The sequence below is a fragment of the Kribbella sp. VKM Ac-2566 genome (assembly GCF_004366005.1).
Taxonomy (GTDB): domain Bacteria; phylum Actinomycetota; class Actinomycetes; order Propionibacteriales; family Kribbellaceae; genus Kribbella; species Kribbella pratensis.
Genome location: NZ_SODT01000010.1, coordinates 295,961 through 309,153, shown reverse-complemented (window position 1 = coordinate 309,153; position 13,193 = coordinate 295,961). Strand labels below are relative to the sequence as shown.

Annotated in this window: 13 protein-coding genes; 11 read left to right on the top strand and 2 right to left on the bottom strand. The window is 68.5% G+C overall.

Annotated features, from left to right (window positions below):
* Window positions 1–57: 57 nt before the first annotated feature.
* From hpnC to EV647_RS19820, 10 genes are all read left to right on the top strand, one after another.
* Complete coding sequence (gene hpnC, locus EV647_RS19860) at window positions 58–888, top strand: squalene synthase HpnC (protein WP_134004990.1); 831 nt, start codon at window positions 58–60, stop codon at window positions 886–888.
* Window positions 885–1,769 (top strand): squalene/phytoene synthase family protein, encoded by an 885-nt coding sequence (locus EV647_RS19855; RefSeq protein WP_134004988.1) that lies wholly within the window; start codon window positions 885–887, stop codon window positions 1,767–1,769. The genes hpnC and EV647_RS19855 overlap by 4 nt, the downstream gene beginning before the upstream one ends.
* Window positions 1,766–3,106 carry a hydroxysqualene dehydroxylase HpnE gene (gene hpnE / locus EV647_RS19850; protein ID WP_134004986.1) on the top strand — a complete coding sequence of 447 codons (1,341 nt, stop codon included), beginning with the start codon at window positions 1,766–1,768 and terminating at the stop codon, window positions 3,104–3,106. Before EV647_RS19855 ends, hpnE begins: the two co-directional genes overlap by 4 nt.
* On the top strand, window positions 3,103–4,143 hold the full coding sequence (locus EV647_RS19845; protein WP_134004984.1) for a polyprenyl synthetase family protein: 1,041 nt from the start codon (window positions 3,103–3,105) through the stop codon (window positions 4,141–4,143). Before hpnE ends, EV647_RS19845 begins: the two co-directional genes overlap by 4 nt.
* Window positions 4,140–6,053 (top strand): squalene--hopene cyclase, encoded by a 1,914-nt coding sequence (gene shc, locus EV647_RS19840; protein ID WP_202876232.1) that lies wholly within the window; start codon window positions 4,140–4,142, stop codon window positions 6,051–6,053. The genes EV647_RS19845 and shc overlap by 4 nt, the downstream gene beginning before the upstream one ends.
* Window positions 6,050–7,501 carry a 4-hydroxy-3-methylbut-2-enyl diphosphate reductase gene (ispH, locus tag EV647_RS19835; RefSeq protein ID WP_134004982.1) on the top strand — a complete coding sequence of 484 codons (1,452 nt, stop codon included), beginning with the start codon at window positions 6,050–6,052 and terminating at the stop codon, window positions 7,499–7,501. The genes shc and ispH overlap by 4 nt, the downstream gene beginning before the upstream one ends.
* Window positions 7,502–7,503: 2 nt before the next feature.
* Window positions 7,504–8,499 carry an adenosyl-hopene transferase HpnH gene (hpnH, locus tag EV647_RS19830; RefSeq protein ID WP_238177343.1) on the top strand — a complete coding sequence of 332 codons (996 nt, stop codon included), beginning with the start codon at window positions 7,504–7,506 and terminating at the stop codon, window positions 8,497–8,499.
* A 118-nt stretch (window positions 8,500–8,617) separates the two neighbouring features.
* The gene (locus tag EV647_RS19825) at window positions 8,618–9,592 is read left to right on the top strand and encodes an N-acetyltransferase (protein ID WP_134004978.1); all 975 of its coding nucleotides are present in this window, start codon (window positions 8,618–8,620) and stop codon (window positions 9,590–9,592) included.
* 143 nt (window positions 9,593–9,735) lie between these two features.
* Window positions 9,736–9,891, top strand: a complete 156-nt coding sequence (locus EV647_RS42090; protein ID WP_166680383.1) for a hypothetical protein — start codon at window positions 9,736–9,738, stop codon at window positions 9,889–9,891.
* Between the two features lie 3 nt (window positions 9,892–9,894).
* On the top strand, window positions 9,895–10,206 hold the full coding sequence (locus EV647_RS19820) for a hypothetical protein (RefSeq protein ID WP_134004976.1): 312 nt from the start codon (window positions 9,895–9,897) through the stop codon (window positions 10,204–10,206).
* Here EV647_RS19820 and EV647_RS19815 read toward each other — a convergent pair.
* Both EV647_RS19815 and EV647_RS19810 read right to left on the bottom strand, forming a co-directional pair.
* A complete protein-coding gene (locus tag EV647_RS19815) occupies window positions 10,182–10,790 on the bottom strand; it encodes a rhomboid family intramembrane serine protease (RefSeq protein ID WP_202876231.1) in 609 nt (202 codons plus the stop codon). The genes EV647_RS19820 and EV647_RS19815 overlap by 25 nt on opposite strands.
* 116 nt (window positions 10,791–10,906) lie before the next feature.
* Window positions 10,907–11,614, bottom strand: a complete 708-nt coding sequence (locus EV647_RS19810; RefSeq protein WP_238177299.1) for a hypothetical protein — start codon at window positions 11,612–11,614, stop codon at window positions 10,907–10,909.
* Between the two features lie 365 nt (window positions 11,615–11,979).
* Between EV647_RS19810 and EV647_RS19805 the strand changes: the two genes are divergently transcribed.
* Window positions 11,980–13,098 (top strand): hypothetical protein, encoded by a 1,119-nt coding sequence (locus tag EV647_RS19805; protein ID WP_134004974.1) that lies wholly within the window; start codon window positions 11,980–11,982, stop codon window positions 13,096–13,098.
* Window positions 13,099–13,193: the final 95 nt, after the last annotated feature.

Sequence of the window (13,193 nt, the reverse complement as noted above, 5' to 3'; positions counted from 1 at the left end):
CCCGAATGTGCACGATCGGGGCAGAGTTGGCAGGAAACCGCTTCCGATCATGGAAAGGTGCATCCAGACGGGCTGCAGAGAGAACTCGGTAGGAGGGAACAGGGCGAGAACTTCCCTGTCGCGTTGAAGCTCCTCCCCGGCGCACCGCGGGAAGGCCTGCATGCCATCTACGCCTACGCACGGACGGTCGATGAGCTGGGCGACAGCCTCCCCGGAGACCGTACGGCGGCCTTGCACGCCTTCGCGGACGACCTGGACCGTATCTGGACCGACCGCCACCCGACGCACCCCGTCCTGCGCCGGCTGGAACCGGTCGTCCGCGCCCACGACCTGCCGGCCGATCCGTTCCACCGCCTGATCCAGGCCAACCTGCAGGACCAGACGGTGACGCGCTACCGCACGTTCGACGATCTCGTCGGCTACTGCCGGCTGTCCGCCGATCCGGTCGGCCGGATGGTGCTAGGTGTCTTCCATGTCAATGATCCCGAAACCGAGCGGCTGTCCGACCTGGTGTGTACCGCGTTGCAGCTGGTCGAGCACTGGCAGGACGTCGCGGAGGATCGCCGGGCCGGACGGATCTACCTCCCGCAGGAGGACCTGACGTCGTACGGCGTCCCCGAGAGTGACCTCGACCAGCCCGCGGCGTCGGAGGCGCTGCGGCGGCTGATGATTTTCGAGACCGATCGGGCCGCGAGGATGCTCGCCGAAGGGGCCGCGATCGTGCGGCGGCTGCACGGCTGGGCGCGGGTATCGGTCGCCGGGTTCGTGGCCGGCGGGCAAGCCACGGTACGGGCGTTGCGCCGTACGGGCGGCGACGTACTGGCACACGAGGCGCGGCCGTCGAAGGCCGAAACGGTCCGTCTGTTGATCAAGGCGGTGGCGCGATGAAGCCGACGGTTGCCGAGGCCTACGCCGCCTGTTTGGACATCACCAGAGCGGAGGCGCGCAACTTCTCTTACGGCATCCGGCTGCTACCGCCTCCGAAACGCAATGCCTTGTCGGCGCTGTACGCACTCGCCCGGCGGATCGACGACATCGGCGACGGCGACCTGCCGTTGGAGGACAAGCGAAACGCGCTCGCCGGGGTCCGCAAGGATCTCGGCCGGCTCGACGACCTGGACGAACCGGTGTACGTCGCGGTGGCCGACACCGCCCGTCGGTACCCGGTCCCGCTCGGTGCCTTCGAGGAGCTCGTCGCGGGGGTCGAGACGGACCTGTGCGACGTACGCATCGCGGACTTCGATGAGCTCGTCGTGTACTGCCGCCGGGTCGCGGGATCCGTCGGTCGGCTCTGCTTGTCCATCTTCGGTCCCAGCACCGGCGGCACCGACTTCGAGACCCTCGCGCTGTACGCCGACCAGCTCGGTATCGCTCTGCAGCAGACCAACATCCTGCGCGACATCCGCGAAGACTTCACCAACGGCCGGATCTACCTTCCGTCCGACGAGCTGGAGCACTTCGGCGCCCGGGTCGCCCTCGACGAGCACGGCGCGCTCGATGACCCGCAGGGCCGGCTGGCCGGGTACATCCGGTACGCGGCCGGCCGGGCACAGGACTGGTACTCGCTCGGCTGGCGGCTGCTGCCGTACCTCGATCGGCGCAGCGGTGCGTCCTGCCGCGCGATGTCCGGTATCTACCATCACCTCCTGCGCCGGATCGGCGCGAACCCTGTCCTCGTCTACGACCAGCGGTTGTCGCTGTCGGCGGGCGAGAAGGCCCAGGTCGCTCTCGCATCGTTGGCCGGACGACGGAAGTCGGTGCCGTCATGAAGCGGGTGGCTGTCATCGGCGGCGGACTGGCGGGGATCACCGCTGCGCTCGAGCTGGCCGATGCGGGCTGTGCGGTGGCGCTGTTCGAGGCGCGGCCGAAGCTCGGCGGGCTGACACACTCGTTCGAACGGCACGGTCGGTGGATCGACAACGGCCAGCACGTGTTCCTTCGGTGCTGTACGTCGTACCTGCGGCTGCTCGACCGTTTAGGGGTGCGGGATCAGGTGCAGCTGCAGAGGCGGCTCGATGTACCGGTGCGAAGCGGCCTGCACAGCGGTGTAGGGCGGATCCGGCGGAACGGGATGCCTGCGCCGCTGCACCTGGGGCCTGCGTTGGCGTCGTACTGCTGGTTGAGTGTCGCGGAACGGGTTGCGGCGATGCGAGCGGCGCTGGCGATCGCACGGGTGGACCGTACGACTGCCGAAGCGGATGCACAGTCGTTCGGGGAGTGGCTGGCGGCGCACGGTCAGAGTCCGCGCGCGGTGGAGGCCTTGTGGGAGCTGATCGGGATCGCGACGCTCAACGCCCGGGCTGACGATGCGTCGCTGGCGGTGGCGGCGACAGTGTTCCAGCTCGGACTGCTCGAGCGGAGCGATGCCGCGGACATCGGATGGTCGTTGGTGCCGTTGCAGCAATTGCACGGTGATGCTGCGGCGCGGGTGTTGATGGCTGCGGGCGTCGCGGTGCGGTTGCGGGCCCGGATTCGTGCCCTGGAGGAGGGCGACGGTGCGTGGGCGATCGAGGGGGAGGAGTACGACGACGTCGTACTGGCGGTGCCGCCGGCCGAGGCTGCAGGACTGCTGCCGGACGGTGCGGTGGAGCTGCCTGCAGGGTGGGCGGAGGCACTCGGTAGTTCGCCGATCGTCAACGCGCACGTGATTTTCGATCGGACTGTGCTGCACGAGCCGTTCGTCGCCGGTGTCGACAGCCCGCTGCAGTGGGTGTTCGACCGGACGGTGCAGAGCTGCGGGGGAGTTCATGGCGACAGGGATGAGCAGTACCTCGCCGTCTCACTGTCGGCGGCGGACGAGCTGATCGACGCTCCGGTCGCGGACCTGCGTGAGGTGTTGGTGCCTGCTCTCCGGCAGTTGCTTCCCGCGGCTGCCGACGCGCGTGTGAAGGAGTTCTTCGTGACCCGAGAACGACATGCCACCTTCCGGGCGGCACCTGGCTCCGGCCGGCTCCGTCCGGGTGCGACCACGGCCCGCGCGGGCCTGCATCTCGCAGGTGCGTGGACCGCGACCGGCTGGCCCGCCACGATGGAAGGCGCCGTACGCAGCGGCGAGGCCGCGGCAGCCTCGGTGCTACAGACCTCAGCACTGCCGGTCGCGTCATGACCGCCGTCGATCCGATGCCGTCGGCAACCAAGGTTCCGGATCTGTTGGCCCGTGCGCGGGACCTGGTCGAGCCTGCGCTGCGGCAGGCCGTGACGCGGCTCGACGACCAGACCCGGCTGGTCGCGTCCTACCACCTCGGATGGTGTGACGAGGACGGCCGGCCGACGACCGGCAGCTCTGGCAAGGCGATCCGGCCGGGGCTGACGCTGCTCGTCACCGAGGCGGTCTGCGGTACGCCGGATCCGGGTGTGCCCGGCGGTGTCGCGGTCGAGTTGGTGCACAACTTCTCGCTGATCCACGACGACCTGATGGACCGCGACAGCCGGCGCCGGCACCGCCGGACCGTCTGGGCTGTCTGGGGCGACGCCACCGCGATCCTGGTCGGGGATGCGCTGGCCTGTCTCGCCGACGAGGTGCTCGCGGAATGCGGCTCGCCGTACGCTGCCCGAGCCGGTCATGCACTGGCGGTCGCGACGCGGGAGCTGATTCGCGGACAGGTTCTCGACGTGGCCTTCGAGCAACGAGACGACGTCGGCCTGGCGGAATGCGTGGACATGGCCGTCGGCAAGACCGGCTCGTTGCTCGGGGCATCGGCCGAGCTCGGGGCGATCCTGGCCGGTGCTGACCCTGCGACGTGCGAGGCGTTCCGGAGATACGGGCGGGAGCTGGGGCTGGCGTTCCAGCTCGTCGACGACCTGCTGGGCATCTGGGGTACGCCGGAGCAGACCGGCAAACCGGTGTTCTCCGATCTGCGGGCGCACAAGAAGACGCTGCCGGTCGTGTGGTCCCTCGAGTACGGCGGGACGCCTGGGCAGGAACTGGCTGCGTGGCTCGCGGAGACCGGGGACCCGTCCGAGGACGACCTGCAGCACGCCGCCGTACTCGTGGAACGTGCGGGCGGACGCGAGTGGGCGATGGCCGAGGCCGCGGAGCGGGTGCGCCGAGCTGGCAGGGCCTTGTACGTCGGGGGCGTCCAGCCGGCCAACCGTGAGCAGCTCGATCAATTGGCCCAGTTTGTCGCGGAGCGTCAGCTGTGACCGCCGAACGGGTGGCCGAGGAGTCGCGGGCCGACGTACAGGTGCAGGAATGCCTGGACGCCGCGGTGGCGTACCTGCGGTCGTTGCAGCACGAGGACGGATGGTGGAAGGGCGACCTGGCGACGAACGTGACGATGGACGCCGAGGACCTGATGCTGCGGCACTTCCTCGGAGTGGCGACGGCGCGGACGGACGCGGAGACGGCGCGATGGATCCGGTCGCAGCAGCGTGACGACGGGACGTGGGCGACGTTCCCCGGCGGGCCCGGGGACCTGTCGACGACGGTCGAGTCGTGGGTCGCGCTGCGGATGGCGGGGGAGGATCCGGAGGCGCCGCACCTGACGAAGGCGGCCGAGTTCGTCCGATCGGCGGGCGGGGTGGAGAAGGCCCGGGTGTTCACGCGCATCTGGCTCGCGCTGTTCGGGCTGTGGCCGTGGGACGCCTGCCCGGGCCTTCCGCCGGAGCTGATCTTCCTGCCGCGCTGGGCGCCGTTGAACGTCTACAACTGGGCGTGCTGGGCCCGTCAGACCATCGTGCCGCTGACCATCGTGAGTGCGCATCGCCCGGTCCGGCCGGTCGGCTTCACGATCGACGAACTGTTGTCGGGTCGTGCAGCGTCGGCGCATGCTCCGCTGTGGAGCCTCGAAGGAGCGTTCCAACGGTTGGACGTCGTACTGAACGCCTACACGCGGTGGGGGCCGCGCGGGCCGCTGAAGGCAGTGCGCCGGTTGGCGATGCGGCGGGCCACCGAGTGGATCGTGGCTCGGCAGGAGGCGGACGGCGGTTGGGGCGGCATTCAGCCCCCGTGGGTCTATTCGCTGATCGCGCTGCAGTTGATGGGCTATCCGATCGACCATCCCGTGATGGCCGCGGGGCTGCGTGGGCTGGAAGGGTTCACGGTGCACGAGGAGACGGCCGACGGGCCAGTGCGCTGGTTGGAGGCCTGCCAGTCGCCGGTGTGGGACACCGGGCTCGCGGTGGCCGCGCTGCTCGATGCCGGCGTACCCGGGGACGACCAGACGGTGCTCAAGGCAACTGATTGGCTACTGGCCGAACAGATCGACGCGCCGGGTGACTGGCAGGTCCGGCGGCCGGAACTGGTGTCGGGCGGGTGGGCGTTCGAGTTCGCGAACGACAGTTATCCCGACACCGACGACACCGCAGAGATCGTCCTCGCACTCCGCCGGGTCGAGCATCCCGAACCGGAGCGATTGCGGTCAGCGCTGGACAACGCGGTGGCGTGGACGACCGGCATGCAGTCGGCCGACGGGGGATGGGCTGCGTTCGACGCCGACAACACGGACACGACCGCGCTGAAGTTGCCGTTCTGCGACTTCGGTGCCGTGATCGACCCGCCGTCGGCCGACGTCACCGCGCACGTGGTGGAGATGCTGGCGGCGGAAGGGAAGGTTGACACGGACGAGTGCCGGCGCGGCGTTCGGTGGTTGCTGGCCGCGCAGGAGGACGACGGATCCTGGTTCGGTCGCTGGGGGACGAACCACGTGTACGGCACGGGGGCGGTGGTCCCGGCTCTGATCGCGGTCGGGATGCGGACGGACGATCCGGTCATCCGGCGGGCGGTGCGATGGGTGGAAGAACACCAGAATCCGGACGGTGGCTGGGGCGAGGATCTGCGCTCGTACGTCGACCCGTCCTGGATCGGCCGAGGTGACTCCACGCCGTCGCAGACCGCGTGGGCCCTGCTGACCTTGCTGGCCGCCGAGTCGCGCAGCGAGGCCGTGCAGCGGGGACTCGCGTACCTCGTCGACACGCAGCGACCGGACGGCGGCTGGGACGAGCACCGGTACACCGGCACAGGGTTCCCCGGCGACTTCTACATCGGCTACCACCTGTACCGCTTGGTCTTTCCGATCTGGGCCTTGGGCCGCTACCTGAGGAGCACGCGATGAGCGGCGTCGTCTGCACGCCTCTCTACGCCGAGTGGCTGGCGGTCCGAGCGGCACGCCCCGTTCACACCGGCCGTTCTCGCGGATCCCGGCACGAAGGCCCGGTCCTCGTTGCAGGGGTCGCCGGCGCGCTGGTCGACGGAATCGCTCCGGGAGACCTGGTCGTTGCTACCGAGATCCAACACCACCAGCGAACAGTGAGCTGTGATGCCGCTCCTTTTCTCGTGGGGGAGCTACGGCGGCGGGGGTTCACCGTGCATGCGGGGCGTGTCGTGACCACTGATCACGTTGTTGACTCGCCCGCGGAGCGGGCCGCGTTGGCGGCGCAGGGGGCTGTTGCCGTTGACACCGAGTCAGCTCTGCTGGCCGGCGGCGACGGGCGGACCGTGGTCGTTCGGGCGGTGGTGGATACGCCGGGGCGGCCCCTTCGGGCGTGGGGGATGCCCGCGCGCGGAGTGCGTGCACTGCGAGAGTTGCGGCGTACGGCGGGAGTGATCAACGCGTGGAGCGCGGCCACGGGTGAGCGGGAGGTGCTGCTGGCCGGGCCGCGGTCGTTCTGCGCTGGTGTGGAGCGGGCAATCGAGACGGTCGAGCGAGCCCTGGAGCGATTCGGTGCGCCGGTGTACGTACGCCGGCAGATCGTCCACAACCGGCACGTCGTCAGCGACCTCGAACGCCGCGGCGCGGTCTTCGTCGAGGAGGTCGACGCGGTCCCGGAAGGCAGCCTGCTCGTGCTCGCGGCGCACGGCGTCGCTCCCGCGGTACGCGCCCAGGCGGCCGAGCGTCAGCTCCGCGTCGTCGACGCCACCTGCCCACTGGTCGCCAAGGTCCACCAAGAAGTACGACGGTACGCCGACCACGACGACACCGTCGTACTCATCGGGCACGCCGACCACGAGGAGGTCGTCGGGACGACGGGCGAGGCGCCCGGCCACGTGCTCGTCGTCGCCGGACCCGCCGAGGCCGAAACGATCCAGGTGCCGGACCCGACCAGGGTCGCCTACGCGATGCAGACCACCCTCGCCGTCGAGGAAGCCTCCGAAACCGCTGCCGTCCTCCGACGGCGATTCCCGGCGCTCAAAGGTCCCCGCACCGACGATATCTGCTACGCCACCAGCAATCGCCAGGCGGGCGTCCGCGCCATCGCCCGGCAGTCCGACCTGGTGATCGTGCTCGGTTCCCAGAACTCGTCGAACTCCCGCCGCCTTGCCGAGGTCGCCGAGGCTGCGGGAGCCCCCGCAGTCCTCATCGACGACGCCACCGAGCTGGAACTCGCCCGCTTGGCCGGCGCGAGCAGGATCGGCATCACAGCAGGCGCGTCCGCCCCGCCAACCCTCGTCGACGAACTTGTCCGCTGCCTGTCGGGCCTGGGGCCGGTCATGGTGACCGAGGCCGGCGAGCTGACCGAGGACATCCGTTTCGCGCTACCGAAAGAGGTGAGTCAGGCGTGACCATGCCGCTGCGGCAGTCCATCCGCCTGGGCAGCTACCTGATGAAACAGAAGCTTCGGTGCCGGGAGAAGTTCCCGATCCTGCTCGAGCTCGAGCCGCTGTACGCGTGCAATCTGAAGTGCGCCGGCTGCGGCAAGATCCAGCAGACCCACGACTGGCTGAAGCGGCGGATGCCCGTTGAGCAGGCCGTCGCGGCGGTCGAGGAGTGCGGTGCGCCGATGGTGTCGATCGCCGGCGGCGAACCGCTGATGCACAAGGAGATCGACGAGATCGTCCGGCAACTGCTGGCGCGGAACAAGATCGTGTTCCTGTGCACCAACGCCGTACTGCTGCCGAAACACCTGCACAAGTTCACGCCGCACCGGAACTTCGCGTGGATGGTGCACATCGACGGGCTGCGCGACCGTCACGACCAGTCGGTGTGCAAGGACGGCGTGTTCGACCAGGCGGTCGACGCGATCAAGCAGGCGCAGGCGGCCGGCTTCCGGGTGATGACCAACACGACGTTCTTCGACACCGACAGCCCGCAGGACGTGATCGACGTCCTCGACTACCTGAACGACGACCTGCACGTGGACAACATGCAGATCTCCCCGGGGTTCGCGTACGAGAAGGCGCCCGACCAGGAGCACTGGCTCGGCCCGGACGAGACTCGGCAGTTGTTCCGGAAGGCGTTCGGCGACGGGCGGCGGAAGCGCTGGCGGCTGAACCACTCGCCGCTGTTCCTCGACTTCCTGGAGGGAAAGGTCGACTTCGACTGTACGGCGTGGGCGATCCCGCTGTACTCGCTGAAGGGCTGGCAGCGCCCCTGCTACCTGATGGACGACGGGTACGTCGAGACGTACCAGCAACTTCTCGACGAAACCGACTGGTCCAAGTACGGCCGCGGCCGCGACCCCCGCTGCGCCAACTGCATGGCCCACTGCGGCTACGAACCAACCGCTGTAGTAGCAACCCTGGGCTCCCTCCGAGAATCGATCCGCGCAGCCATCAGTTAGCCCGGGGGCCGCCGGGCCGCTCCAGCTTGCCCATCCCGGCCTACGCGTCGCACTGTAGCGGTGCAAGGTCCAGTCGCCGGGCCCTTCCGCTGCAGTGCGTGCGGGCGCACGATGAGTCATGAAGACCATCGCTGCACTGCCCGACGGTTACACCGTCCGTCCGGCTGAGCCGGCCGATGCCGAGGCGCTGTTCGACATGCTCGCGGCCTACAACACTGCGGTGGTCGGGTTCGCCGACACCACGTTGCAGGAAGTCGCCTACTGCATTGACAGGCCCGGCTTCGACCGGACGATCGACGGCTGGCTCGTGCTCGCCGCGGACGGCCTGCCGGCCGGGTATGCGACCACGCTCGGCACAGGTGACCGTCGGCAGATCGACATCGAAGTGGCGGCGAAGGACCCAGAGGTCGCCGGCTGGCTGGTCGATCGGACGACGCAGCGCGCCCAGGAGATGGGACGCGAGCGCGGCCATGCCGAGGTCACCGTCGACGCGTTCGTCTGCCGGACAGACGAACCGCTGCGCGCGCAGCTGTCCGACCACGGCTTCACCACAGGTACGTCGTACCACCGGATGCGGATCGACCACACCGGACCGGCTGCCACCCCGGCTGTCTCCCCGGACGGGCCCGTCGGCGTCGTGGTCCGCCGCGGGGCCTTCGACGACGCCACCCGCTGGGCCGCACACGAGGTCATCAACGAGTGCTTTCGCGGCCAGTTCGGCTGGGTCGAAACTCCCCACGAGGCGTGGCTCGAGGCGAACGACGACTTACCCATCTTCGAGTGGGCCCAGCTCACCTTGCTCGAGGTTGACGGCCGGGCGGTCGCGGTCCGCGTGTGCAGCGACAAGTACGTCGAGACCGAGAACTGTGGTTACATCGGCATACTCGGCGTGGTCGAGGAGTTCCGGGGGCGGGGGCTGGCCAAGTTCCTGCTGCACGACGCCTTCGCCCTCGACGCAGCCATCGGCCGGGCCGGCACGATCCTGCATGTCGACACGAACAACCCGACGCCTGCACTCGGCCTGTACCTGTCAGTGGGCATGAACGCCACCGTAGTCTTCGACGGCTGGCGCCGTGTTGTCCCCGTCGCCTAGCTCGGCGAAGCGGGCACCGACCGAGGGGCTGACGGGGTTCTGAAAGGTAGGGGCATGTCCGATCGCCCCTGCTCTTGCCACCCGCCGGTTTCGCCCGTTTCAGCTCCGATCGTCCCGGCCGCCACAATGCCATCTGCTGGCCGATGGTCATGGGATTGTGGGGGTACGCGGCGGCCGCGGCTCAGCATCCGGCTGAGTTCGGCCGCACGCTGGACGACCTCGTCACTGTCTTCCGCTTGAGTGGTGACGAGTTGTTCGAGGTCTACAACGCGACAACAGGCGAGGTGGACGGCGGCTGACAGGTGGGCCGACAGTGGCAGTCGCTCCCGCACCAGACATGGTCTGCCACCGCGTTCCTCCGACTCGTCCACGAAGGTCTGTTCGGGCTCAGGTTCGGTGCCGACGGCATCACGATCCGGCCGACCGTGCCGACGACGTACGCCGGTGAGTGGTCGCTGCAATCGCTTCGTTACCGAGCAGCGACGCTCGACGTGACGCTGCGGGGCGAAGGCACCCGCGTCCGGTCTGTGCACCTCGACGGTCAAGCGATGGAAGCACCGTTCGTCCCGGCGACCCTCGCCGGCCACCATCACGTCGAGGTCGTTGTCTGCTGATCGCGCCGGTGTGGCAAGAGCAGGAATCCCAGGGCAACCCCGAGGAGACAGGGGAGGCCGTGGTTGTCGTGCAGGATCGTGTCGACCACGGCCAACACTGGTACGGCGAGCGCCGTGATCCGGAGCTGTACTGGCGGTAGGACGCCGTACCGGCGCGGGGCCAGGAGGATCACCGTGGCCAGCCCGCCGATCAGGCCCGCGACGCACATCGAGTTGCCTGCCCCCACTGGATTGAGCCAGATGTAGCTCATGAACTGACCGAACCATCCGCAGGCGAAGTAGAGCACTGGCCACCGCCGGCGGCCGAACACGCGCTCGGCCAGCGTGCCGAAAACCGCCAGCAAGAGCAGGTTCGAGACGAGCCCGGACGCCCACCCGTCCTGGAAGAACATACCTGTCAGCAATCGATACCACTGGCCGTGGTCGATGCGAGAGGCGTCCCGTACGACGTGCTCGTAGAGCGGCCGGTACACCAGTTGCGCGATCCCGCACGCCAGCGTCACCAGAAACACGGCTGCAGTCAGCAAGGGCCGGGTCGGGCCGACGGCGAGTGCCGTGAGCGGGGTACGAGTTGCGGTGGTCACAGCAGGACCCTAAGGTGCCGACGGCTGCCGCACCTCCGACGTTTGTCATGGTGAAGGTGGTCAGCTCGAAGACTTGACCCACCACCGGTGACGTGCGCCGGTGGCGGGTCAAGCGCCTACTCGCCCACGAGTGGGTCGACGGACGGGGCCCAGCGGAAGTACGCCGGGTCGTTGAACGTGCCCGGAACCTTGCCGAGACCCTGGATGACCGTCGCGGTGCCGTTGGCGTGTCCGACGGCGTACAGATAGGCCGATTGGGTGTCCTTGTCGATGCCCAGCAGCAGGGTGCCCTGAATGCCGCACTTCTGCGCGATCAGGAATTCGAAGCCCTGCCAGGTACGGGTGCGTACCGGTTTGACGACCGGTTTCATCGGCGACGTCGTCGGGATGTGAATCGTGTAGAGCGCGCCGCCCCGGGTGTTCGCGAGGAACGTGTCGTAGGTCCGGGTCTTGCTGATCAACGTCATCGCCTTCACCGACGCGAAGCCCGAGGACATGCCGGTGATCTGCCTACCCGCGCTGGTGGAGGTCCATCTGTGCAGCGCGCCGTCGCCTCGCAGTCCGTAGTTCGTGGTTCGCGGGACGGAGGTTCCCTCCTGATAGCGAGCCTCCTCGAACGCGACCATGTCACCGTACTCGCCGCCGTCGACCGGCAGGAGTCGGATCGAGGCTGTATCGAGTCCGCCGTTGACGAACGTGTACACACTGCGGGCCAGGGTGCCGCCGGTGATCACCTGGCTCTCGACCAGATCTCCGCCCGGACTTGGGACGGTGAAGGTCGAACCGCTGAGCCGTACCGGATCCTTGAACAGCCCGGGTGCCACCACATGGTCGTTCGTTCTCGTCGGAGGCGAGTTGGCAGTGATGCGCTGCGACCTGTGATCACCTCCAGCCGTGACCGATCCCAGATCCATGGTGCACTTGCCGGCGCTTACATCACCGGTGGTTGTCGTCACAGCGTCCGCGGCTCCGGGAAACAAGCCGACGGCCAACAGCGCAGCCGCACTGAGTACTACCGATCCTCGACGGACAAGCCTTCGCTTACCGTGCATTTCGCAACCTCTCGCGACCCGACCCCCAGGTTGCGGCTCCATGCCGGCAGTAGATCGTTACTCACCTTGATGCAGCCGACCCGCAGAAAGTTGCGCGCACTCGTGGCCGAGCCACGTTACGTCCTATCATCAGCGGCATGGGGGAATCTGAAGCCGGGGAGGGGACCGATCGCGGTCCCGATGATTCAGATCTCAGTCGTTGGCGTGAGCGTCAGCAAAGATTGTCCGAGATCCACACGCGTGGAACAGCGCAACTCGACGCGCAGTTCGAGTTGCGGCCGATCGCACGTGACTTGGCCGAACTGCTGTGGTCCTTTCACGACGACGGTCAGCTCTGGAAGCAACTGAGATCGGAGCATCGAACGCTGGAGGGCCTCGACGGAGGTCAACGAGTGCGCCTCCTTGCCGCCGGCAACCTTGATTGGACGCCGTTCCTGGTCGAGGCGGGCTATCGCCCGCCTCCGCAGGTCGAGGTGCTCGCTGACGAATTCCGGCGAGACATGTTTCGCGCCATCGACAACCCGCAGGGAATCCACATCCGCGCGCTGCGCGATCGCGTCGCCGATCTCGCCACCCGGCTCGACCAGACCTTGGCGGACGAACGGCCCGGAGTCTTCGCAAAGCTCGGCTCGTATCTGCGACTGACCCTGCCCGTCGCCGCCCGGGCTGCCCTCGTCAACGGAGCCGCCGCAGCCGGCGGCCTCGCAGCCGGCGCCGCAGTAACCGCAACGGTCGCAGGGATCGGGGTAGGTCCGGTCGCTGCCGCTGTTGCCGGAAGTGCCCTCCGGGTTGCGTTGGACCGGGCGCTTCCGGAGTGGTCGCCGGAGGATCGGCCACAGGCCGGGCGTACGGCGGATGAAGTCACCTGGACACTCATCCAACGGATCCGTCCAGGCGAGGCCGGCATGACTCAGGCCAACCTCCGCATGCTGAGCATGGTGGCCGCCGAACGTCCGGACGACATGCTGTGGGTCGTCGCTCAGGACGCCGGCATGGAACCCCACTTGCAGGCTGCGATCGAATGGATCGACCGCAGCCTGGGCGCTCTCTTCATTGCCTGGGAGCAGACCGGCACCGAAGGCAAGCGGGACGAGAATCTGGAGCGCCTCGTCGATCGATTGACCGGCGTCCGCAGAATTCTGGCCGACATCGGCCTCGGTGGTGGGCCGCTCCTCGGCGAGCTCGCAGACGGCCTGGGCGAAGCCGTCGTCGCCGTCCTGAGCGACCTCCCTCCGGGCCACGGCCAGCCAGGCTGATCACTCGCCTACGCGGGAGGTCGCGTGGTCCGAGCCGCGGACCTCGAAAGACGGATCGACGGCGGCGCGCGCTCGACGCTGGCTGGGTGGGGGCC

What these genes read in the sequence shown, in the direction of transcription:
- hpnH (WP_238177343.1), top strand. Translation starts at nt 7,504, where the DNA reads ATGCCGCTGCGGCAGTCCATCCGCCTGGGCAGCTACCTGATGAAACAG.
- hpnE (WP_134004986.1), top strand. Translation starts at nt 1,766, where the DNA reads ATGAAGCGGGTGGCTGTCATCGGCGGCGGACTGGCGGGGATCACCGCT.
- EV647_RS19845 (WP_134004984.1), top strand. Translation starts at nt 3,103, where the DNA reads ATGACCGCCGTCGATCCGATGCCGTCGGCAACCAAGGTTCCGGATCTG.
- EV647_RS19805 (WP_134004974.1), top strand. Translation starts at nt 11,980, where the DNA reads ATGGGGGAATCTGAAGCCGGGGAGGGGACCGATCGCGGTCCCGATGAT.
- EV647_RS19825 (WP_134004978.1), top strand. Translation starts at nt 8,618, where the DNA reads ATGAAGACCATCGCTGCACTGCCCGACGGTTACACCGTCCGTCCGGCT.
- ispH (WP_134004982.1), top strand. Translation starts at nt 6,050, where the DNA reads ATGAGCGGCGTCGTCTGCACGCCTCTCTACGCCGAGTGGCTGGCGGTC.
- EV647_RS19855 (WP_134004988.1), top strand. Translation starts at nt 885, where the DNA reads ATGAAGCCGACGGTTGCCGAGGCCTACGCCGCCTGTTTGGACATCACC.
- EV647_RS42090 (WP_166680383.1), top strand. Translation starts at nt 9,736, where the DNA reads ATGGTCATGGGATTGTGGGGGTACGCGGCGGCCGCGGCTCAGCATCCG.